The organism is Janthinobacterium sp. GW823-FHT06H09 (genome assembly GCF_058794735.1).
Map to the genome: position 1 here is coordinate 127,121 of NZ_JBXAHC010000005.1, position 21,025 is coordinate 148,145.

14 protein-coding genes and 1 tRNA gene are annotated in these 21,025 nt (G+C 61.3%); 3 read left to right on the forward strand and 12 right to left on the reverse strand.

The annotated features are described in order from the left end of the window. Window positions 1-20: 20 nt before the first annotated feature. From AC1Q6X_RS09730 to AC1Q6X_RS09770, 9 genes are all read right to left on the reverse strand, one after another. Window positions 21-1,598 (reverse strand): aldehyde dehydrogenase (NADP(+)), encoded by a 1,578-nt coding sequence (locus tag AC1Q6X_RS09730; protein WP_492496671.1) that lies wholly within the window; start codon window positions 1,596-1,598, stop codon window positions 21-23. Then, window positions 1,595-2,587: an AraD1 family protein gene (gene araD1, locus AC1Q6X_RS09735; RefSeq protein ID WP_409027436.1), complete on the reverse strand. Its 993-nt coding sequence runs from the start codon at window positions 2,585-2,587 to the stop codon at window positions 1,595-1,597. Before araD1 ends, AC1Q6X_RS09730 begins: the two co-directional genes overlap by 4 nt. Before the next feature lie 12 nt (window positions 2,588-2,599). Beyond that, window positions 2,600-4,342, reverse strand: coding sequence for an IlvD/Edd family dehydratase (locus AC1Q6X_RS09740; protein WP_492496673.1), 1,743 nt, complete (start codon window positions 4,340-4,342; stop codon window positions 2,600-2,602). Window positions 4,343-4,542: 200 nt separating this feature from the next. Beyond that, window positions 4,543-5,613 (reverse strand): aldose epimerase family protein, encoded by a 1,071-nt coding sequence (locus tag AC1Q6X_RS09745; RefSeq protein WP_492496674.1) that lies wholly within the window; start codon window positions 5,611-5,613, stop codon window positions 4,543-4,545. Window positions 5,614-5,631: 18 nt separating this feature from the next. Beyond that, entirely contained in the window at window positions 5,632-6,579 is a 948-nt protein-coding gene (locus AC1Q6X_RS09750) for a glycoside hydrolase family 43 protein (protein WP_492496676.1), read from the reverse strand. A gap of 24 nt (window positions 6,580-6,603) precedes the next feature. Continuing rightward, on the reverse strand, window positions 6,604-7,956 hold the full coding sequence (locus AC1Q6X_RS09755) for an MFS transporter (RefSeq protein WP_492496678.1): 1,353 nt from the start codon (window positions 7,954-7,956) through the stop codon (window positions 6,604-6,606). A 109-nt stretch (window positions 7,957-8,065) separates the two neighbouring features. Continuing rightward, window positions 8,066-10,723: a TonB-dependent receptor gene (locus AC1Q6X_RS09760; RefSeq protein ID WP_230504222.1), complete on the reverse strand. Its 2,658-nt coding sequence runs from the start codon at window positions 10,721-10,723 to the stop codon at window positions 8,066-8,068. A 476-nt stretch (window positions 10,724-11,199) separates the two neighbouring features. Next, window positions 11,200-11,664, reverse strand: a complete 465-nt coding sequence (locus AC1Q6X_RS09765; RefSeq protein WP_492496680.1) for a helix-turn-helix domain-containing protein — start codon at window positions 11,662-11,664, stop codon at window positions 11,200-11,202. A gap of 195 nt (window positions 11,665-11,859) precedes the next feature. Then, window positions 11,860-11,935 (reverse strand) — tRNA-Arg (locus AC1Q6X_RS09770). A gap of 199 nt (window positions 11,936-12,134) precedes the next feature. On the opposite strand from AC1Q6X_RS09770, the gene AC1Q6X_RS09775 reads away from it, so the two are divergent. Next, entirely contained in the window at window positions 12,135-12,698 is a 564-nt protein-coding gene (locus tag AC1Q6X_RS09775; RefSeq protein WP_070219012.1) for a c-type cytochrome, read from the forward strand. 309 nt (window positions 12,699-13,007) lie between these two features. On the opposite strand, the gene AC1Q6X_RS09780 is transcribed toward AC1Q6X_RS09775, so the two are convergent. From AC1Q6X_RS09780 to AC1Q6X_RS09790, 3 genes are all read right to left on the reverse strand, one after another. After that, on the reverse strand, window positions 13,008-15,083 hold the full coding sequence (locus AC1Q6X_RS09780) for a M13 family metallopeptidase (RefSeq protein ID WP_368858613.1): 2,076 nt from the start codon (window positions 15,081-15,083) through the stop codon (window positions 13,008-13,010). A gap of 243 nt (window positions 15,084-15,326) precedes the next feature. Then, window positions 15,327-17,402 carry a M13 family metallopeptidase gene (locus tag AC1Q6X_RS09785; protein ID WP_070289420.1) on the reverse strand — a complete coding sequence of 692 codons (2,076 nt, stop codon included), beginning with the start codon at window positions 17,400-17,402 and terminating at the stop codon, window positions 15,327-15,329. Window positions 17,403-17,578: 176 nt separating this feature from the next. Continuing rightward, window positions 17,579-17,800, reverse strand: coding sequence for a hypothetical protein (locus tag AC1Q6X_RS09790; protein WP_230504228.1), 222 nt, complete (start codon window positions 17,798-17,800; stop codon window positions 17,579-17,581). Window positions 17,801-18,167: 367 nt separating this feature from the next. On the opposite strand from AC1Q6X_RS09790, the gene AC1Q6X_RS09795 reads away from it, so the two are divergent. Together AC1Q6X_RS09795 and AC1Q6X_RS09800 are read left to right on the forward strand one after the other, a co-directional pair. Next, window positions 18,168-19,610: a S41 family peptidase gene (locus AC1Q6X_RS09795; RefSeq protein ID WP_070289417.1), complete on the forward strand. Its 1,443-nt coding sequence runs from the start codon at window positions 18,168-18,170 to the stop codon at window positions 19,608-19,610. Between the two features lie 197 nt (window positions 19,611-19,807). Next, window positions 19,808-20,929, forward strand: a complete 1,122-nt coding sequence (locus tag AC1Q6X_RS09800) for a beta-ketoacyl-ACP synthase III (protein ID WP_492496683.1) — start codon at window positions 19,808-19,810, stop codon at window positions 20,927-20,929. Window positions 20,930-21,025: the final 96 nt, after the last annotated feature.

The window sequence follows — 21,025 nt, forward strand, 5'->3', positions numbered from 1 at the left end:
ATATGCGGCTCGCCGTGTTGTTATTCCTTGCCCAACACGCCGTCCTTGCGGCGCCAGATACTGAGCGGATTATCATCGCGCAGCGACTCCGGCAGCAAGTCCTGCGGCAGGTTCTGGTAGGACACGGGGCGCAGGAAGCGGTTGATGGCTGCCGTACCGACCGACGTGCTGCGGCCGTCCGAGGTGGCCGGGAACGGGCCGCCGTGCACCATCGCCGTCGACACTTCCACACCCGTCGGGAAACCGTTGGCCAGGATGCGGCCCACGCGGCGCTCCAGCACGGGCAGCAAACGGCGCGCGTCTTCCAGATCGCCCGCATCCATCTGCAAGGTGGCCGTCAGCTGGCCTTCCAGGCTTTCCGTGATCGCCAGCATTTGCTCCATGTCGCGGCACGCCACCAGCAGCGAGGCCGGGCCGAACACTTCGTCGCGCAGATCGTGCCTGGCCAGGAAGGCCTCGCCCGAGGTGACGAACAGGGCGGCGGCGCCCTTGCCTTCGTCGCCCGTGTTTTGCACCAGCGGCGTCACATCGGCATGCTGCGCCAGCGCGGCGACGCCCTTGGCATAGCTGCTGGCGATACCCGCCGTCAACATGGTGGCGGCCGGGGCCGGCGCCAGCGCTTCAGCGGCGGCGGCGGCAAACGCCGTAAAGTCCGGACCTTCCAGACCCAGCACGAGGCCGGGATTGGTGCAGAACTGGCCCACGCCCATCGTCAGCGACGCGGCAAAACCGTTGGCGATCGCCGCGCCACGGGCAGCCAAGGCTTGCGGCAGCACGAACACGGGGTTGATGCTGCTCATTTCCGCATACACGGGGATCGGCTGCGGACGTTCCGCCGCCACCTTCATCAGGGCGATGCCGCCCGAACGCGAACCCGTAAAGCCCACGGCCTGGATGGCCGGATGGGCGACCAGCGCCTGGCCAATGCCATTGCCCGTACCCGTCAGCAAGGCGAACACGCCTGCCGGCAGCTTGCAGATGGCAATCGCTTTCACGATCGCGCGCGCCACCAGCTCGGACGTGCCCGGATGGGCCGAATGGGCTTTCAGGACGACGGGGCAACCGGCAGCCAGGGCCGAGGCCGTATCGCCGCCGGCCACGGAGAAGGCCAGCGGGAAGTTACTGGCCGCAAACACGGCGACGGGGCCCAGGCCGATCATGCGCAAGCGCAAATCAGGACGCGGCGGCACGCGGTCGGGCAAGGCCGAATCGATGCGTGCATCGGTCCAGGAACCCTCGCGCAGCAAGCCGGCGAACAGTTTTAATTGACCGACGGTGCGGCCGCGTTCGCCTTCCAGGCGCGCGCGCGGCAAGCCGCTTTCCGTCATGGCGCGCACGATCAAATCATCGCCCAGTTCCAGGATTTGCGCGGCGATGGTGTCGAGGAAGTCGGCACGCTGCGCATCGCTGGTGGCGCGAAACGGGTCGAACGCGGCTTGCGCCAGACGGCAGGCTTCGTCGATTTGCGCTACGTCAACCATGTGGAAGGCGGGCGCGATGTGCGCGCGCGCGGCCGGGTCCCACGCTTCGAAGGAGCCGCCATTGCCCTTGACGGCGACGCCGCCGATCAATGCATCACCGGTGATATTGAAACTCATAATGTGCTCACTTTCGCAAATTCGGTTGGGAAGACGTCGAGGCGGTTGCGCAAGGCAGGGCCAAAGGCCGGCGCTTCGATTTCAAAGGTTTCGCCCGGCGCCACGCTCACGCCATCGGCAAAGCTCAGGGTGGCCGTGCCGAAGAAGTGCACGTGCACGTCGCCAGGGCGCTTGAACAGCGGATACTTGAAGTGATGGTGCTCGAGGTTGGCGATCGTGTGCGACATATTGTCTTCGCCGCTGACGAACGCTTTTTCCCAGCGCACATTGCCGGCCGTATCGAGCACGCGCGAGGTGCCGGCGATATGCGCGGGCAATTCGCCCACCAGCAGGGCCGGCCCCACGCTGCAGACGCGCAGCTTCGAGTGGGCCAGGTACAGATAGTTCTGGCGTTCCGTCACGTGGTCCGAGAATTCATTGCCGATGGCGTAGCCGACCCGGTAGGGCTGGCCGTCATCGCCGATCACGTACAGGCCGGCAATTTCAGGCTCTTCGCCGCCATCGAGGGCAAAGTCCGGCATGCGCAGGGGCTGGCCGCCAGCGCGCACGATGGAGCCGTCGCCCTTGTAGAACCACTCGGGCTGGGCGCCGGCCGTGCCGTCGGCCGGCTTGCCGCCTTCCACGCCCAGGCGGAACATTTTCATCGAGTCGCTCAGCGATTCGGCGTCGCCGCCGATCTTCTTGTGCATGGCGTCGCGCGCGCCGGCGCTGCCCAAATGGGTCAGGCCCGTGCCCGTCACGTAGCAGTGCGCCTCGTCCGCATGGTCGAGCGGCGCCAGCAGGCGGCCGCTGGCGGCCACGTCCGCATACGCATGCGTGGCGTTGCCGACGCTGGCGTTCACGAGTTCCGCCAGGTTGACCTTTTTGCGGATGGCGTCTTGCGCCAGCGCATAGGTCGTGTTGTAGCCTTCGATGACGCGGATGACGTCGTCTTGCAGCAGGCCGACGAGGCGGCCGCCGTGTTCATTCGTAAATTGCAGCAACAGCATAATGGTCTCCGCTTAATGTGAGTGGCGCGGCACGGCGGAACCGCGATTGCCGACCAGGAAGTCGAAATCGCAGCCTTCGTCGGCCTGCAACACGTGTTCGATGTACAGCTGCTGGTAGCCGCTCTTCGGTCCGGGCGCGCTGCCCAGTTCGCGCTTCGCCAGGCGCTCGGCTATTTCCGCGTCGCTGATGTCGATGTTCAGGCTGCCGGCGTGGCAGTCGAGGGCGATCATGTCGCCATCCCTGACGATGCCCAGCGGGCCGCCCGCCATGGCTTCCGGCGCCACGTGCAGCACGACGGTGCCGTAGGCGGTGCCGCTCATGCGCGCATCCGAAATGCGCACCATGTCGGTGATGCCTTGCGCCAGCAGTTTCGGCGGCAAGCCCATATTGCCCACTTCCGCCATGCCCGGATAACCTTTCGGGCCGCAATTTTTCATCACCAGCACGGAGTTCGCGTCGACGTCGAGATCCGGATCAACGATGCGCGATTTATAGTGCTCGAAATCCTCGAACACGACGGCCTTGCCCCGGTGCTGCATCAAATGCGGCGAGGCGGCCGATGGTTTCAGCACGGCGCCGCGCGGTGCCAGGTTGCCGCGCAGCACGCAGATGCCGCCATCGGCCAGCAGCGGGTTGTCCAAGGTGCGCACCACTTCGTCGTTGTAGATCGGCGCTTCGACGCAGTTGTCCCAGATCGACTTGCCGTTGACGGTCAGCGCATTCTTGTGCGGCAGCAAGTCGCCCTCGCCCAGGCGGCGTATGACGGCCGGCAAGCCGCCCGCGTAGTAAAACTCTTCCATCAGGAAACGGCCCGACGGCAGCAAGTCGACGATGGTCGGCGTGCCGCGGCCCGTCTTGGTCCAGTCTTCCAGTTCCAAAGGCACGCCGATGCGTCCGGCAATCGCCTTCAGGTGGATCACGGCATTGGTCGAGCCGCCGATGGCCGCGTTGACCTTGATGGCGTTTTCAAATGCCTCGCGCGTCAGCACTTTCGACAGGCGCAGGTCTTCGTGCACCATTTCAACGATGCGGATGCCCGACATGTGCGCCAGCACGTAGCGGCGCGAATCGACGGCTGGGATGGCCGCGTTGTGCGGCAAGGACGTGCCCAGCGCTTCGGCCATGCTGGCCATCGTCGAGGCCGTGCCCATGGTGTTGCAGGTACCGGCCGAGCGCGACATGCCCGATTCGGCCGACATGAACTGGTGCAAGGTGATCGATCCCGCCTTCATCTGCTCGTGCAGCTGCCATACGGCCGTGCCGGAACCGATGTCCTTGCCATTGAGTTTGCCGTTCAGCATGGGGCCGCCGCTGACGACGATGGTGGGAATGTCGACGCTGGCCGCGCCCATCAGCAATGCCGGTGTCGTCTTGTCGCAGCCGACCAGCAGCACGACGGCGTCCATCGGATTGCCGCGGATCGATTCTTCCACGTCCATCGAGGCCAAGTTGCGCGTCAGCATGGCTGTCGGGCGCAGATTCGATTCGCCGTTCGAGAAGACGGGGAATTCCACTGGGAAACCGCCCGCTTCCAGGATGCCGCGCTTGACGTGTTCAGCCAGCTGGCGGAAATGCGCGTTGCAGGGCGTCAGTTCGGACCAGGTATTGCAAATGCCGATGATGGGCTTGCCGTGAAATTCGTGGTCAGGTATGCCCTGGTTTTTCATCCAGCTGCGGTACATGAAGCCGTTCTTGTCCTGCGAGCCGAACCACTCGGCCGAGCGCAGGGCTACCTTCTTTTTTGTCTCAGACATGCCATTCTCCTGGTTGTGCCATGCCGGATCTAATGTCGTCGGCCCGGGCAGCGATGTTGGAATACTAAAGAATCCTGCCATGCCTTTCCAATCAATTTTTAATGCGTTCCGATATCGAAAACGATATCGGCATGCACCAATGAAAACGCCCTGCGGGCGCATGGCGGCAGGGCGTGGAAGGTTTTTGGGGTCTGCGACGATTATTCTGCGGAAAACCGATAGACCGTTTCCGTCTGATACACCTCGCCCGGGCGCAAAATGGTGTTCGGGAAATGCGCCTGGTTCGGTGAATCCGGGAAATGCTGGGTTTCCAGGCACAGCGCGCCGCGGTAAAGGATGGGGCCCTGCTTGCCGTGCTGGCTGCCGTCGAGGAAGTTACCGGAATAAAACTGGATGCCCGGCTCCTGCGTGTACACCTGCATCACCCGCCCCGATTGCGGCTCGCGCACGCTGGCGGCCAGGTTCAGCAACTGCCCCGGCTTTTGATTGAGCACAAAGTTATGGTCAAAGCCGCGGCCGATGCGCAGCTGCTCATGCGGCAAGGCGATGCTGTCGCCGATGACGGTACTCTGGCGCAAGTCGAACGGCGTGCCGGCCACGTCCGCCAGTTCCCCCGTGGGGATAGACCCCGCATCGACGGGCAGGTAGCGGTCCGCGTTAATGGACAGCGCGTGGCCGAGGATAGTGCCCTGCCCCGCCAGATTGAAATAGCTGTGGTTGGTCAAGTTGACGGGCGTGGCCTGGTCCGTGACAGCGTGGTAGCGCAGGCTCAGCGCATTGTCGTTGTCCAGTTCATAGGTCAAGGTGACGTCGAGCTTTCCCGGGTAGCCGTCTTCGCCGTCCGGGCTGCTGCGCGTGAACGTGATACCGACGGCGTCGTCCCTGGTGAACGGCGCGGCTTGCCACATGGCCTGGTGAAAGCCCTGGTTGCCGCCATGCAAGTGATTGGGCGGGTTATTCACGGCCAGCTGATATTCCTTGCCGTCGAGGCTGAAACGGCCCTCGGCGATGCGGTTGCCGTAACGGCCGATGACGGCGCCCAGGAAAGCGCTGTTGTGCAAATACGGTTCGAGGCGATCGAAACCGAGCACCACGTCGGCAAAGCGGCCGTCGCGGTCAGGCACGTGGATTTCGCTGATGATGGCGCCAAAGTCGAGCACTTTCACCTGCATGCCCTGGCGGTTCGTCAGGGTAAATACGCTCACGTGCTGGCCATCGGGCAGGATGCCGAACGGCGCTTGCGTCACTGAAACAGAATCAACTGGGGTCATGGCGTCGGGTCCGGAACGTTACAGGGTCGATGAGCGGCCAAACACGGGCATGCCCTGCGCATCCCAGCGCAGCGGTTTGACAAACGTGTGGCGGTCCGGGTTCCACAGCGGGTCGCCGACGATTTCCGTGTAGGTGCGGGCATGGTACACCAGCAATACGCCGTCGCCGTCGTCGGCCGTGGTAAAGCTGTTGTGGCCGGGGCCGTAGATGCCGTGCTCGTAGCAGGTGGCAAACACGGGATCAGGCGACTTGGTCCAGGAAAACGGGTCGAGCAAGTCGGCGGACTCGTCAGCCCACAGCAGACCCATCGCATAGTTTTCATCGGTGGCGCTGGCCGAGTAGCTGATGAAGATCTTGCCGTTGCGCTTCAGCACGGACGGTCCCTCGTTGACCCAGAAGCCACGGATTTCCCAGTCGAATTCCGGCTTGCTCAGCATGACGGGCGGGCCGGCCAGCTGCCACGGCGTGGCCATCGGTGCGATGTAGAGGTTGGAATTGCCTTCGATGGCCACATCCTTCTGCGCCCACAGGTAGTACAGCACGCCGTCGTGTTCGAACGTGGTGGCGTCCAGGCAGAAGGTGTCGATGCCCGTGTCGATCTGTCCCATGAATTCCCACTCGCCTTCCAGCGGGTTGGCGTTCGTGTTACGGATCGCATACATGCGGTGCTGGAACAGCTTATGTTTGATTTCGCGGCTCGGCGCGGCGGCAAAATACACATACCAGGCGCCCTGGTTGAAGTGCAGCTCGGGCGCCCACACCAGCTCGCTGTACGGTCCCGTGTCCGGCTTGTGCCACACGTCGACCGTTTGCGCGTCGGCCAGGCCGGCGATACTGTCGGCGCGGCGCAGTTCGATGCGGTCGTACTGGGGCACGGAAGCCGTAAAGTAATAATAGCCGTCGCTGTGGCGGTAGATATGCGGGTCGGCGCGCTGTTCGATCAGCGGTTTCAAGATGTCTGCCATGTTGCTTGCTCCATTCAATTATTCTTACGCGGAGACAAAACCGCGCTTGTGCATTTCCGACTTCACGCCGCTGTAGTACGTATCGCTGATGCGGTACTTGAACATCAGCAAGCCCATCAACAGGTGGAAGAAGCCGGGGATGATCGACAGCATCAGGGCGATGCCGTTCAGGGCGAATTGCGTTTGCTCATGGTTGGGCTGGTAGTCGAAATACGCGAGCAGCACGCCCACCAGGCCGCCCGCCACCGCCATGCCCGCCTTCTGGCAGACGGAAATGCCGCCAAAGGCGAAGCCGGAGACGCGCTTGCCCGTCTTGACTTGACCGTAATCGATGGTTTCCGCGATGGCCGACCAGAACACGGGCGCATGCAAATCCACGACAAAGGAGAGCAGGAAATACAGGGCGAAGGCCAGCACGGTGTCGCTAGGTTTCACAAAGAAATAGATCGCCAGGCTGATCAGCGCGACGCCGATCTGCGTGTAGCGGAACAGTTTTACCTTGCAATAAAACTTGGTGATCCACGTCGAGGCGATCATGGCCAGGATGGCGGCCACCACGCCGGTCGTGAGGAAGGCGGCCACCGTTTCCGTCCCGCCACCCAGATAGTATTTCGCGTAATAAATGGCGACGGAACCGCGCACCACGTAGCCGATGGTGCCCGTGACGCACACGCCGCACAGCACCAGCCACTGGTCGTTCTGCAGCAGCACTTTCAATTGGTCGAGCAGCGATTGCTTTTCCACCACGTGCACGACGCGCTCGGTGGTGGAGAAATAGCAGAACAGGAACAGGGCCACGCCCATGACGGCCATCACGGCCATGGCCGCCTGATAGCCGACGGCCGGATTGCCGCCGCCCCAGCGCTGCGACAGGATAGGCACGACGATGGTCACCATGAAGGCGCCGATCTTGGCGAAGAACAGGCGGTAGCCGTTGGCCGACAGGCGGTCCTGGGGGTCGCTGGTCAGGCCGCTGATCAGGGAAATATACGGGATGCCCACGCCGGCCGTCATGATGGTCATCAGGATATACGTCGAGTATGCCCAGATCAGCTTGGCGTCATACTGCCACTCGGGCGTGCTGAAGACGAAGAAGACGCTGACGCCGTACGGCACGGCCAGCCACAGCAGATACGGGCGGTAACGGCCCGAGGCAAAGCTGTAGCGGTCGGTGATCTGGCCCATGACCAGGTCGGCGATGGCGCCGATGACTTTCACGGCCACGAACAGCAGGGCAAGATCCGTGGTTTTCAAGCCATAGATATCGGTATAGAAAAAGGTGATGATCAGCATCATCGACGAGATGACGACATTGAGCGCCATGTCGCCGGCGCCGAAGCCGACCTTTTCAACGGTGGATAATTTTTGCGTCTCCATGCTTTCCGTCCATTCTTTTGATGATGAATCGTGCGTGACTGCCCAACTGACAGGGGCGTTGCCGGCCGAAACCATGGCAACGCCCTTGATTTTTTACGATGTGATCAACTTACATTTTCCAGCGCAGTGATACGCCAACGGTCCGGTCATAGCGCCGCGTATCGCGCGCATACACGCCCGGCTCGTTCCAGTAATCCTTGAACTTGGTGTCGAGCAAGTTATTCCCATCGAGGGTCACGGTGAACTGCTCGTTGATCTTGTATGACAGCGAACCGTCGAGCTGGGCCGTGGCCGCCACTTTCAAGTCCAGGCCGGGGCCGCCCTGGTTGTAGCTGTCGATGAATTTCGAGCGCCAGTTGTAGGCCAGGCGGCCCGACCAGGCATCCTTTTCGTACAGCAGCACCAGGTTGTAGGCATAGCGCGAGACGCCCGTGATGGCATGGCTGCCCGTCTCGTCGTCGGTGGTGCCGCTCATGTAGGTGCCGTTCGCCTGCAGGCCCAGGCCGCTCAGGATACCGGGCAAGCCGTCATAAAACTGCTGGTAGCCGATTTCCAGGCCCTGCAGCTTGCCGGCGGCCGTGTTGTACGGGCGATCCACGTCGTAGGCCTTGCCGCCGATGGTTTCGCTGGCAATGCGTTGCTGGATATAGCCGTCGAACTTGTGGTGGAACACGGTGGCCGTGACGGAACCGGCTGGCGCGAAATACCATTCCAGCGCGGCATCGACATTGTCGCCCGTCACCGGTTTCAAATTCGGATTACCGCCCGCGCCCGTCGCCTTCACCGTTTCCGTCGAGTTGACAAGGGCCACGCCCGGGTTCAACTGTGCAAAGCCGGGGCGGCTGATGATGCGGCCCGCAGCGAAGCGGCCGACCAGGTCGGAGCGCAGCTTGATTTTCAGGGCCACGCTCGGCAGCACGTCGGTGCTGGCCGTGTCGCTGATGACGGGCGTGTAGACGCCATCCTGCGAACTGTTGCCTTGCAGGCTTTGCTCCGTGCGCACGACGCGCACGCCCACGGTGCCATCGACGGGGTAGGCACCCAGCTTGAAGGCGACCTTCGCCTTGGTATAGATCGAATACGTCTTTTCCGTATCCTTGAAGAATGAGCCCGGGTCCATGGCGCGCGCCGCGCTGCTGCCCGTGACGGCCTGGCGGATCGTACCCGTGTTATTGAGCAGGAAGCTGGCGCACGGCGTGTACCATTGCTTCAAGCCATAATCGGGGCCGCCGCCGGACATCGGTTCCGACAGGCAATTGAGGCCCGGAATCGAGGTCACGCTCTGGCGGCTGAACGGAAACGCGGCACCGGACACGTCCGGTGCTTCCGCATTGCCCTCGAAACTCTTGATCGATTCGGCTTCGCGCTTGACGCCGCGCACGCCGACGCTGATTTCCTTGAAGATGCCGCCGGCGCTCGGCGTGTACGCCAGGTCGGCGCGCACATCGTTCGAGCTGCCCTGGTCCTTGCCGTAACGGTCGAAAAAGCCCTTCAGATAGTAGTTCGACGGGTCTTGCAGATCGATGCCCGTGTAGTCGACGTGCAGGGTGCCGTTCTGGTTGGTATTGATGGTGGCGTTCGGCACGACGGTGATGGCGTCGAGAATCGGATTGCGCCAGGCATAAGTGCTTTTGGTGCTGGCCACTTCCGACGTGAAACGCCATTCCGGGTTGATATCCCACAAGCCGCCCACGGCAAACTGCTGCGTCTTCGTCTGGTTCTTGTTCGCCTGCGTCGACATGATGGTGTTGACGTTGGTCGACGTCAGGGTTTGCAGCTGGTTGGTGCCAGGAATCTTGGTCGCCGACACGGGCGTGCCCCACCACGGCAAGCCGACAAAGTAATCGGACTCGGCGTCGAGCAGGAAGCGCGTGGCCATGCCTTCGGCATACAGTTCGACGTCGGCGTTCGGACGCCATTGCAGCACGGCATTGGCGGTCGTGCGGCGGCGGTCGCCCTTGATCGGCAACAAGCCCACCTGGTCCGGCCCCGTCAAGCCCGGCGACAGGAAACTTTTATCCACGGGCGCGGTACTGAACGCGCGTTCCTCATGGTAACGATGCTGCTGCTGCGACAGACCCAGCAGCGCACCCACTTCGCCGATGCCCGTCTTCCAGCGGTTCGCCACCATGCCGCTGATGTTCGGGTCCGTGGCTTTCGATTTGTCGCTGTAGACGGCGCGCGTGTTGACGCTGGCCGTGAAATCCTTGAAGTCGAACGGGCGATTCGTACGCACGTCGATGATGCCGGCCACGCCGCCCTCGACCTGGTCGGCGCCTTGCGACTTGTACACGTCGACGCGCTGCAGCATGGTGGCAGGAATGTCGGCCAGGTTGACGTAGCGGCCCGTGGTGGTGAACAGTTCGCGGCCGTTGAGCAGGGTCGTGACATCGCGCAAGCCACGGATCATGACGGCGCTCGCCTCGCCCGAATCGCGGCGGATCTGGATGCCGGAAATGCGCGCCAGGGTCTCGGCCACGTTGTTGTCAGGGAATTTGCCGATGTCGTCGGCGACGATGGAATCGATGACCTGGTCCGAGCGCATCTTGATCTGCTGCGAGTTCTGCGCCGAGCGGCGCACGCCGCTGACGGTCACGACAGCCACTTCCGCGGCAGGCTCGGCACTGGCATCGGCCGCCACCGCCTCCTGCGCCCAGACCGAAGCCGTGCTCAGCAAGCCGATACCGGCCAATGCCGCAACGGCTGCCTTCAACATGAATGGACGAGGGAAAGTGGCCGCGAGCGGGCCGGTGGCGTTGCGCATCATGAATCTCCAGATATTGTATTGATATTTTTTATGCTGCTTGCATGTCGTGCGCATGCTCGGCGTTTATCTTAGGGGCTGGGCGATAATCTCTCCAATCAATTTTTCCACTGTTTTGATATCAATTTCGATATCGGCGGTGGAGGGGCTTTGGAGGGTGTGAAGCGACAACGGCAGGGGCGTCAGGGACATTTCAGGCGTGATCATGCCTAAAAAAACGGCAGTACACGCTCTAGGACGCGGAGGCATGTATTTAAAGGGGAGGTGGAGCGGTGGAGCGGCTATTGCCGGGTTGCTGAAGCAGACGCTAAAGCAAGGCGACCGCGGAACGCAGCAACGTGCCCAGCTGCGGCAAACCTTGCGCTTCGTAAGTGGCAATCAATTCGGTAGCGGATATGAGGGATTCAATAGATCGCGCAAGGGGGCCGGATACAACACACAGGCATCGAGGACGGCAGTGTAACGGTAGTATCCAGCCATCAGTACCCCAGTTCAAGCTCCTGCGCCTGATCTGCCAAGGCCTGCAAGGCCTGTTGCGAACGCCGTTTGCGCTCATCCTTGTACTGCACCACATCCTCAAAGCGCAGCCGCCTGTGCGTACCCACCTTATGATGGGGAATCTTCCCTGCCTCAAGCAGGCGCACCAGGTAGGGACGTGACATATTCAGGTACATGGCCGCTTCCTGTGTCGTCACGTCATGCTCCTTCGGCATGACCGTCACGGCTTTACCTTGGGCCAAGGTACCTAAGACGTCGGCAAACAGGCGCAACACATTCGGCGGCAAACGCAGCAAGGGAACATCACCCAAGTCCTGCGCGCCCTCTTCCAGAACCGCAATCTGCACGGCACGAGAATAATCAAGCGCACTCACCAGGCAGCGCTGCGCCGCCTTCGCCAGTTCCAGGTCTTCTTTATTGTCCAGACGATCAAGCACATTCGACATGGCATCCTCCCTACTTTCCATTGAAGCTTACGAAGCAAACGCAATAAACGCAACCAAATTAGTATAACAATTTGTGCAAGGACAAGTACGACACGTCGTTTTAACGGCAAGGCGAACAGATACAGGCCGACAGAAAGCCAGTGCCATCAACCGCGACATGGTGGAGAAATGATCTGGAAACGATGAGGAAAATCTTGGTGCGGCTGGCGGGGATCGAACCCACGACCCTTGGCTTCGGAGGCCAATACTCTATCCACTGAGCTACAGCCGCGTAGGGGGAATTTCTGAAGTGATGCGAAGGATACCGTTTTTCTTTACCTACGTCTACGGAAACTGTCGTATCGCTGGCAATTGCATGTCACTGCTCAATTTTTGTGCCTATAATTGTGGGTTTCATAAAGGTTTACATACAAGCATGTAAAAATGCTACCTTACACGGCCATCAGTTTCAAATCTGGACTAAGGACATCATGAGCGACGCACATAACGAACAACAATCAGCGATCAAAACGCCTAAACAATTGCTTGCCGCCGTAGCGGGCTTCTTCCTCGTCACCGTCATCGGCATCATCCTGCTGGTGCAGTTCGTCACGGCGCAAAAACTGACGGGCGCCGGCACGGACAGCCAGTCGCCGGAAGCCATCGATGCCCGCTTGAGCCCGGTGGCCAATGAAGGCTTTACCTTCAAGGATGCCAGCGGCCCGAAAGTGCTGCAAAGCGGTGAAGCCGTCTACACGGCCACCTGCGTGGCTTGCCATGGCGCCGGCGTGGCCGGTGCACCGAAATTTGGCGATGCGGGCAGCTGGTCGGCCCGCCTGGCCCAGGGCTACGATACGGTCCTGAAACACGCGATCGAAGGCTTGCGCGCGATGCCGGCCAAGGGCGGCAATCCCGACCTCGACGATGTGGAAGTGGCGCGCGCCGTGGTCTATATCGCCAACGCGTCGGGCGGCAAGTTCAAGGAACCGGAAGTGCCGGCACCGGCCGCAGCCGCTGACGGCGCCAGTGCACCAGCCGCCGAGCCTGCCAAGTAAGCAGCGCAGCACCCGTATCGAGGAACCGCCCGCAGGGGCGGTTTTTTTTCGCCCGGCGTTTGCGTTACATCCGGCCGTAAAAAAGCCGCCCGGCTTGCGCGGGGCGGCTGGCAACTTATGCCTTGAACTAAGTAACCCCCCAATAAATTATTGTGATTTCTGACTTCTATAACCGGCGCTCTGCAAGGTGGCCGACGAGGCTTGCTCGCCGCTAGCAGTGCTCGCACTGCGTCGCAGTGAGCGCCTTGCATAGCATCCGGTTCTATTCGTCATAAATTCACACTAATTTCCCGAGGATTACTTAGCGTCTTACCACATGATGACGCGGTCTTTCGGCGGCAGATACATCTTGTCGCCCGGTTTCACGTCGAAGGCTTGATAGAAACCTGGCTGGTTGCGCATGGTGCCGTTGGCGCGGAACTGGCCTGGCGAGTGCGGGTCCGTTTTCAACAAGACCAGTTGCTGCGCTTCACGCATCTTCATGCGCCATACCTGGGCAAAGCCCGCGTAGAAGCGCTGTTCGCCCGTGAAACCGTCGATGACGGGGGCTTGCTTGCCGTTCAGCGACAATTTGTACGCTTTGTAGGCAATTGCCACGCCGGAATTGTCGGCGATGTTCTCGCCCAGGGTCAGCTCGCCGTTGACGAAGTGGCCTTTGACGGGGCTGAAGCCGTTGTACTGCGCCACCAGCTGCTTGGTTTTCTTGGCGAAGTTTTTATGGTCGGCCTTGGTCCACCAGTCGCGCAGATTGCCGTCGCCGTCGTACTGAGCGCCCTGGTCGTCGAAGCCGTGGCTGATTTCATGGCCGATCACGCCGCCGATGGCGCCGTAGTTGACGGCGTCGTCCGCCTTGGCGTCGAAGAACGGCGCTTGCAGGATGGCGGCCGGGAAGACGATCTCGTTCAGTTCCGGATTGTAATAGGCGTTCACGGTCTGCGGCGTCATGCCCCACTCGTCGCGGTCGATGGGCTGGCCCAGCTTGTTCAATTCGCGGTTGTAATTGAGCAGGTGCGAACGCTGGATGTTGCCGATCAAATCATCGGGCGCCACCGTCAGGCCCGAGTAATCGCGCCATTTGTTCGGGTAGCCGATCTTGGTGGTGAACTTGGCCAGCTTGATTTGCGCCTGTTTCTTGGTGACAGGGCTCATCCAGTCGAGCTTGTCGATGCTTTGCTTGTAGGCCGTCATCAGGTTTTTCACCAGCGCTTCCATGCGCACCTTGCGCTCGGCCGGGAAATATTGCTCGACGTACAGCTGGCCCACGGCTTCGCCCAGCGCGCCTTCGACGGCGCCCACGCCGCGTTTCCAGCGCGGACGCATTTCCGTCACGCCCGTCAGGGTGGTGCCATAGAACGCGAAGTTTTCGTCGACGTACGCTTTCGGCAAGTAACCGGCGTTAGCATGCAACAAGTGCCACTGGAAATAGGCTTTCCACGTTTCCAGCGGCGTCTTGTTGGCGATCTCGGCAAAACCCTTCAGGTAGCTGGGCTGGCTGACGATCACATAATTGACCTTGCCGGCGATGCCCGTGTCCTTCAGGTAGCGGGCCCAGTCATAGCCTGGCGCCACGCTGGCCAGTTTCGCCAGTTCCACCTTGTTGTAGGTCTTGACGGGGTCGCGGTTCTGCACATTGCTCCATTGGGCCTTGGCCAGCTCCGTTTCCAGCGCGAGGATGGCTTTCGCGTTCGCGGCCGCGTTCGCATCGCCGGCCAAGCTCAGCATTTTTTCCACATGGGCCAGGTATTTGGCGCGCGTGTCGGCCTTGCCCTCTTCCAGATAGTAATCGCGGTCAGGCAAGCCCAGGCCGCTTTGCACGATGTCGGCCACGTATTTGGTGGAATCCTTGGCGTCCTGGTGGATGCCGAAGTCGTACGGCGAGGTCACACCCAGCTTGCTGAAGTGGGCGATCACGGCAGGCAACTCCGCCTTGTCCTGCAGCGCGGCGATCTTCGCCAGTTCCGCGTTCAAGGGCGTCAGGCCCAGGCTTTCCAGCTTGGCTTCGTCCATGAAGCTGTTATAGAAATCGCCGATTTTCTGGGCATTCGAACCGGCCGCGCGGGCCTTGTCAGCGGCAGCGCCTTCGACGATGCCGCGCAGCTGCGTTTGCGTATCGTCGGCCAGCTTGGCAAAGCTGCCCCAGCTCGACTTGTCAGCAGGAATCACGGTTTCCGCCAGCCATTTGCCGTTCAGGTGCTGGAACAAATCGTCCTGCGCGCGCACGGCAGGGTCGACGTATTCGATGGCGATGCCGGACGTCAGCGCGGCCGATGCGGCGGCCGTGGCGGGCGCGGCGGCGGCTTTCTTGGCAGAATCAGCGGCGCCAGCCATGCCGGACACGCCAGCCAGCAAACTCAGGGTCAATGCACTTAACAAATAACGATTCACGGTTGTCCTCTATATTGTATTGTGTGAAATATAAGGGTCAGAAGGCCCTAGGCTTCTGGCCCGGTTTTTGACTGTAGCATACCGGCCGAAATGACAGAAAGAACTTTGACAGAAATACAAAAGAGACCACGCGCGGTGGTCTCTTTTGTTGTGACAAGATAACGTTTACATGACGTAGGTCGGCTTAGCCCGGAGGGCGTAAGCCGACAACATGATGAGCGCCATCGGTGTGTCGGATGACGGTTACCAGATGATCACGCGGTTTTCCGGCGCGACATACATCTTGTCGCCCGGTTTCACGCCAAACGCTTCATAGAAGCCAGGCTGGTTGACCATGGTGCCGTTCGCGCGGTACTGGCCCGGCGAATGGGGGTCGGTCTTGATCTGCACGATCTGCTGCGCTTCGCGCATCTTGCTGCGCCACACCTGGCCAAAGCCCATGTAGAAGCGCTGGTCGCCCGTCAGGCCGTCCAGCACAGGCGCCGGCTTGCCGCCCAGCGAAATCTTGTACGCTTTATAGGCGATCGCCACGCCCGAGTTGTCGGCGATGTTTTCGCCCAGGGTCAGCGCGCCGTTGACGTGATAGCCCGGCAACGGGCTGTAGCCATCGTACTGCTTGGTCAGCGCATCGGCCTTGGCGGCGAAGTTCTTGCGGTCGGCCGGGGTCCACCAGTCGCGCAGGTTGCCGTCGCCATCGGACTGGCTGCCCTTGTCGTCGAAGCCGTGGCTGATTTCATGGCCGATGACGGCGCCGATGGCGCCATAGTTGACGGCATCGTCCGCGTTGGCGTCAAAAAACGGCGGCTGCAGGATGGAGGCCGGGAAGACGATTTCATTCATCGTCGAGCTGTAATAGGCGTTCACCGTTTGCGGCGTCATGCCCCACTCTTCGCGGTCGATCGGTTTGCCGAGCTTGGCCACCTGGCGCGCGGAACCGAAGTTGGCGGCGCGCATCATGTTGCCCACCAGGTCGCCCTGGACGATTTGCAGCTTCGTGTAATCGCGCCATTTGTTCGGATACGCGATCTTCGGCGTGAACTTGGCCAGCTTGGCTTGCGCTTCCTTCTTGGTCTCCGGGCTCATCCAGTCCAGGGTGTCGATGCTGTCCTTGTAGGCGGCCAGCACGTTTTTCACCAGTTCCTGCATGTGCGCCTTGCGCTCGGCCGGGAAATATTGCGCCACATACAGCTTACCGACGGCTTCACCCAGCACGCCTTCGACGGCGCCCACGCCACGCTTCCAGCGCGGCTGGTTTTCCGTCACGCCGCTCAGTACCGTGCCGTAGAAGGCAAAGCTCTCGTCGACGAAGTTTTTCGACAGGTAGCTGGCATAGCTGCGCAGCAACTGCCATTCGAAATACGCTTTCAGGGTGTCCAGGTCGGTGGCGGCCAGCACCTTGTCGTAGCCGGCCAGGTAGCTCGGCTGGTTGACGATGACGTAATCGACCTTGTTGGCGATGCCCAGGGCGGCCAGGCCCGACTTCAGGTCGTAGCCAGGGGTCAGGTCGTTCAGTTTATTGATGTCGGTCTTGTTGTAGCGTTTCACAGGGTCGCGGTTCTCGACCTTGGTCCATTGCACTTCGGCCAAAGCCGTTTCCAGGGCAACGACGGCCTTGGCACGGGCGGCGGCGTTCTTGTCGCCCGCCATGGCCAGCATTTTTTCCACGTGCGCCTGGTATTTTTCCTTCACGCCCGCCTGCTTGGCTTCCAGGTAGTAGTCGCGGTCGGGCATGCCCAGGCCGCTCTGGCTCACGTAAGCCGCATATTTCGTCGAGGCGCGCGCATCCTGGCCCACGTAGACGGCGTATGGCGTCGACACGCCCGTCTGGCTCAGGTGGGCGATCAGGGCGGGCACGCCCTTCTTGTCGCGCAGCGAGCGGATGCGGTTCAGTTCGCCGGCCAGCGGCTTCGTGCCCAACGCTTCGAGCTTGGCTTCATCCATGTAGCTGGCGTACAGGTCGGCAATCTTCTGCGCTTCGGAACCGGCCTTCTTGTTCTTGTCCTGTTGCGTGGACTCGATGATGCCGCGCAACTGCGGCGTCGTGTCGTCGCGCAGCTTGGCGAACGAACCCCAGCTCGATTTGTCGGCAGGAATCTCGGTCGTGGCCAGCCACTTGCCGTTCAAATGGGTGAAGAAGTCATCCTGCACGCGCACGGCGGGGTCGATGTACTGCACATCGATGCCGGAAACGACGCCGGCCGCGGCAGGCGCGGCGCTCGGGGCTACGGTCGGCGCGGCCACGGCGGATACGGGTTCGGCGGCATGGGCAAACGCAGCCAACAGGGTCAGGGTCAGACTGCTTAAGAGATAGCGATTCACGAATTGTCCTTATGGGGCATGTCAAAAAGACCGGGCAGATAGCTGCGGGCGGATAGCCTGCCGCGCCAGGCGCTGCAGGAATGTAGCACGCGGCCATGCCCTTTGGCCAATATTGCCCCCTGACTACCCTGAGAATCGCCGCTCAGTTCGGCCAGGCTCAAGGTATATTCACACGTTTATCCATACAGATACAGCAAGTCGTCGATCAGCGCCAGCTCCTGTTGCGTGAACTGCGTGTCGTTGAACTGTCCGATATCTTCGAGCACACCCCGAATCGGCACTTGCCGTGACGGATCCTGAACGATGTCGATCAGCAGGCCGGCATCGGGATACCGCCCCCGCAGATACTTTTCAATCAGCGCTGTGAGCGCGGCACGTGCCTGCAAATCAGTTAACATTTTTTATCCGCTGCCAAGGAAGAAGCGCCAGTCTAAATGAGCTTGAACCCGCCGACAAAAAAAAGCCTGCGTCCGCGGACGCAGGCAAAACCACTTCGGGTCGAGAATGCGAGTCCACTATAGGGCCGCCGCACACGCTTTTTTTCGACTATTACAAATGCTTACTCCCCTCAAGACCCCCTATACATCGCATACAAAACCGCAACATATGGCAAGCTGACAGCCCCGTTTTCGCGCGTAGACTGGGCCAAGGCATGCTTTTTCCGCGGCCGGCCCACGCCGGCAGAGATTCAGGTCTATACTTTCAACAAAGCGCCGCTCCACGGGGACTGGCGCTTGTGCAAGACACGCTAGCTGCAAAGGTGCAATGATGGGCAAACTCAAAAATACCGGCTTGATCGGCCTGGGCGTGGTGGCCGGCGTCGCCGTGTCGCTGCAATTTTCCGCCATGGCGCAAAAAACCGTCGAGCCGCCCCTGCCGCTGGAAGAGCTGCGCCAGCTGGCCGACGTGTTTGGCCTGATCAAGTCCGATTACGTCGAGCCGGTGGAAGACAAGAAACTGCTGGAAGACGCCATTGCCGGCATGGTCGCCTCGCTCGACCCCCATTCCGCCTACCTGGACAAGAAAGCCTACGCCGAGCTGCGCGAAGGCTCCGAAGGCAAGTTCGTCGGCCTGGGCATCGAAATCGGCCTGAGCGAAGACGGCTACATCAGGATCGTCTCGCCCATCGAGGATTCGCCCGCCTACCGCGCCGGCATCAAGGCCGGCGATTTGATCACCCGCCTCGATGGCCAGCCCGTGAAAGGCGTCAGCCTGGACGACAACGTCAAGCGCATGCGCGGCGAACCGGGCACCAAGGTGTCGCTGACCATTGCTCGCAAGGATGAACCGCAGCCGCTGGCGTTCACCATCACGCGCGAGGAAATCCATCAAAAGAGCGTGAAGGCGAAGATGGTCGAACCCGGCTACGCCTGGCTGCGCGTATCGCAATTCCAGGAACCGACCGTCGACGACATGGCCGCGCAGATCACAGCGCTATACCAGCAAGACCCGAACATCAAGGGCATGGTGCTGGACCTGCGCAACGATCCGGGCGGCGTGCTGCAGGGCGCCATCGGCGTCTCGGCCGCCTTCCTGCCGAAGGACGCGGCCATCGTCTCGACCAACGGCCAGTTGCCGGACTCGAAACAGGTGTTCTACGGCCGCGCCGAATACTATACCTTCCGCTCGGAAGGCGACGCGCTGGCGAAATTGCCGGCCGCCATCAAGAAAGTACCGCTGGTGGTGCTCGTCAACACGGGGTCGGCCTCAGCCTCGGAAATCGTCGCCGGCGCCCTGCAGGATTACAAGCGCGCCACCATCATCGGCACGCAAACCTTCGGCAAGGGTTCCGTGCAAACCATCCGCCAGCTGACGGCCGACACGGCCGTCAAGCTGACGACGGCCCGCTACTACACGCCGAACGGCCGCTCGATCCAGGCCAAGGGCATCGTGCCCGACCTGCTGGTCGACGAGAATGCGGACGGCGACGGCTTGAACGGCTTGCGCATCCGCGAAGCGGACCTGACCAAGCACCTGAGCAACGACCGCGACCAAGAAAGTGCCAAGGCGGCGCCCGTCAACGACGAGATGGAAGAGCAATTGCGCATCATCGCCCTGGAAAAGACCCGCAAGCCGCTGGAATTTGGCAGCCAGGACGATTTTCAATTGCACCAGGCGCTGAACCACCTGAAGGGCTTGCCCGTGCAGCTGGCCAAGGCCGAACCGGTGGTGGTGCAGGCCGACGTCAAGAAAGAACAGAAAAAGTAGGCAGTTTGGGGTCAGACCCGCCGGGTCTGACCCCATCACACGCAATACCCCCAGCACCCGTCCACGCGACAAAAATCAATCTTCCGCCACCCATCCCCCTGCCTCGCAACACGAAACTCTCTACAGTCGAGCCCGTTTGTGTAAAATTTGCTTCACTTATCGGCGCCACGCCGATTGCCAAATTTGAAAGTTTAACCATGAAACAAGTCGTCATCAGCGGTACCGGACTGTATACGCCGCCCTTTTCGATCTCCAACGAAGAGCTGGTCACCTGCTTCAATGCCTACGCGGAAAAGTTCAATGCCGACAACGCCGGCGCGATCGCCGCGGGCGAGGTGACGGCGCTGGAACTGTCGAGCGTGGCCTTCATCGAAAAGGCGTCCGGCATCAAGTCGCGCTTCGTGATGGAAAAGGAAGGCATCCTCGACCCGGCCCGCATGGTCTCGCGCATTGCGGAACGGGGCGATGACGAACTGTCCTTGCAGGCGGAAATGGCCGTCGCCGCCGCCAAAGACGCCCTGGCGCGCGCCGGCCGCACGCCGGCCGACATCGACATGGTGCTGGTGGCCTGCAGCAACATGCAGCGCGCCTACCCGGCCATGGCCGTGGAAGTACAGGATGCGCTCGGCATCGACGGCTATGGTTTTGATATGAACGTGGCGTGCTCGTCCGCCACCTTCGGCATCCAGCAAGCCGTGGCCGCCGTGCAAAGCGGCCAGGCGCGCGCCGTGCTGGTGTTGAATCCGGAAATCACCAGCGGCCACCTGAACTGGCGCGACCGCGACAGCCATTTCATTTTCGGCGACGCCTGCACCGCAATCATCGTCGAAGCGAAGGACACGGCCGTCTCGCAGCACCAGTTCGAGATCATCGGCACGGAACTGAAAACGCGCTTCTCTAACGCCATCCGCAACAATTTCGGCTTCCTCAACCGTTTTGACGAGTCCGGCGTGGGCAAGGCCGACAAATTGTTCCGCCAGCAAGGGCGCAAGGTCTTCAAGGAAGTGTGCCCGATGGCCGCCGAGATGATCAAGGCGACCCTGGCCAAGGCCGGCGTGGAAGTGGCGCAAGTCTCCCGCTACTGGCTGCACCAGGCCAACCTGAACATGAACCTGCTGATCGCCCGCCTGATCCTGGGCCGCGACGCGCAAGGCAACGAAGCGCCCGTGATCCTCGACACCTACGCCAACACCTCGTCGGCCGGTTCCATCATCGCCTTCCATAAATATCAGGATGACATGGCGGCAGGCAGCACCGGCGTCATCTGCTCGTTCGGCGCCGGCTATTCCATCGGCTGCGTGGTCGTGCGCAAGCTCTGAGCGCATGGGTGTAACATCGCCTGACTGCTGAATTAGGCGATGTTCGAGGTGGATAGGCATGCGTTCGTGGCCACCTGGACGAAGATATAGCACAGG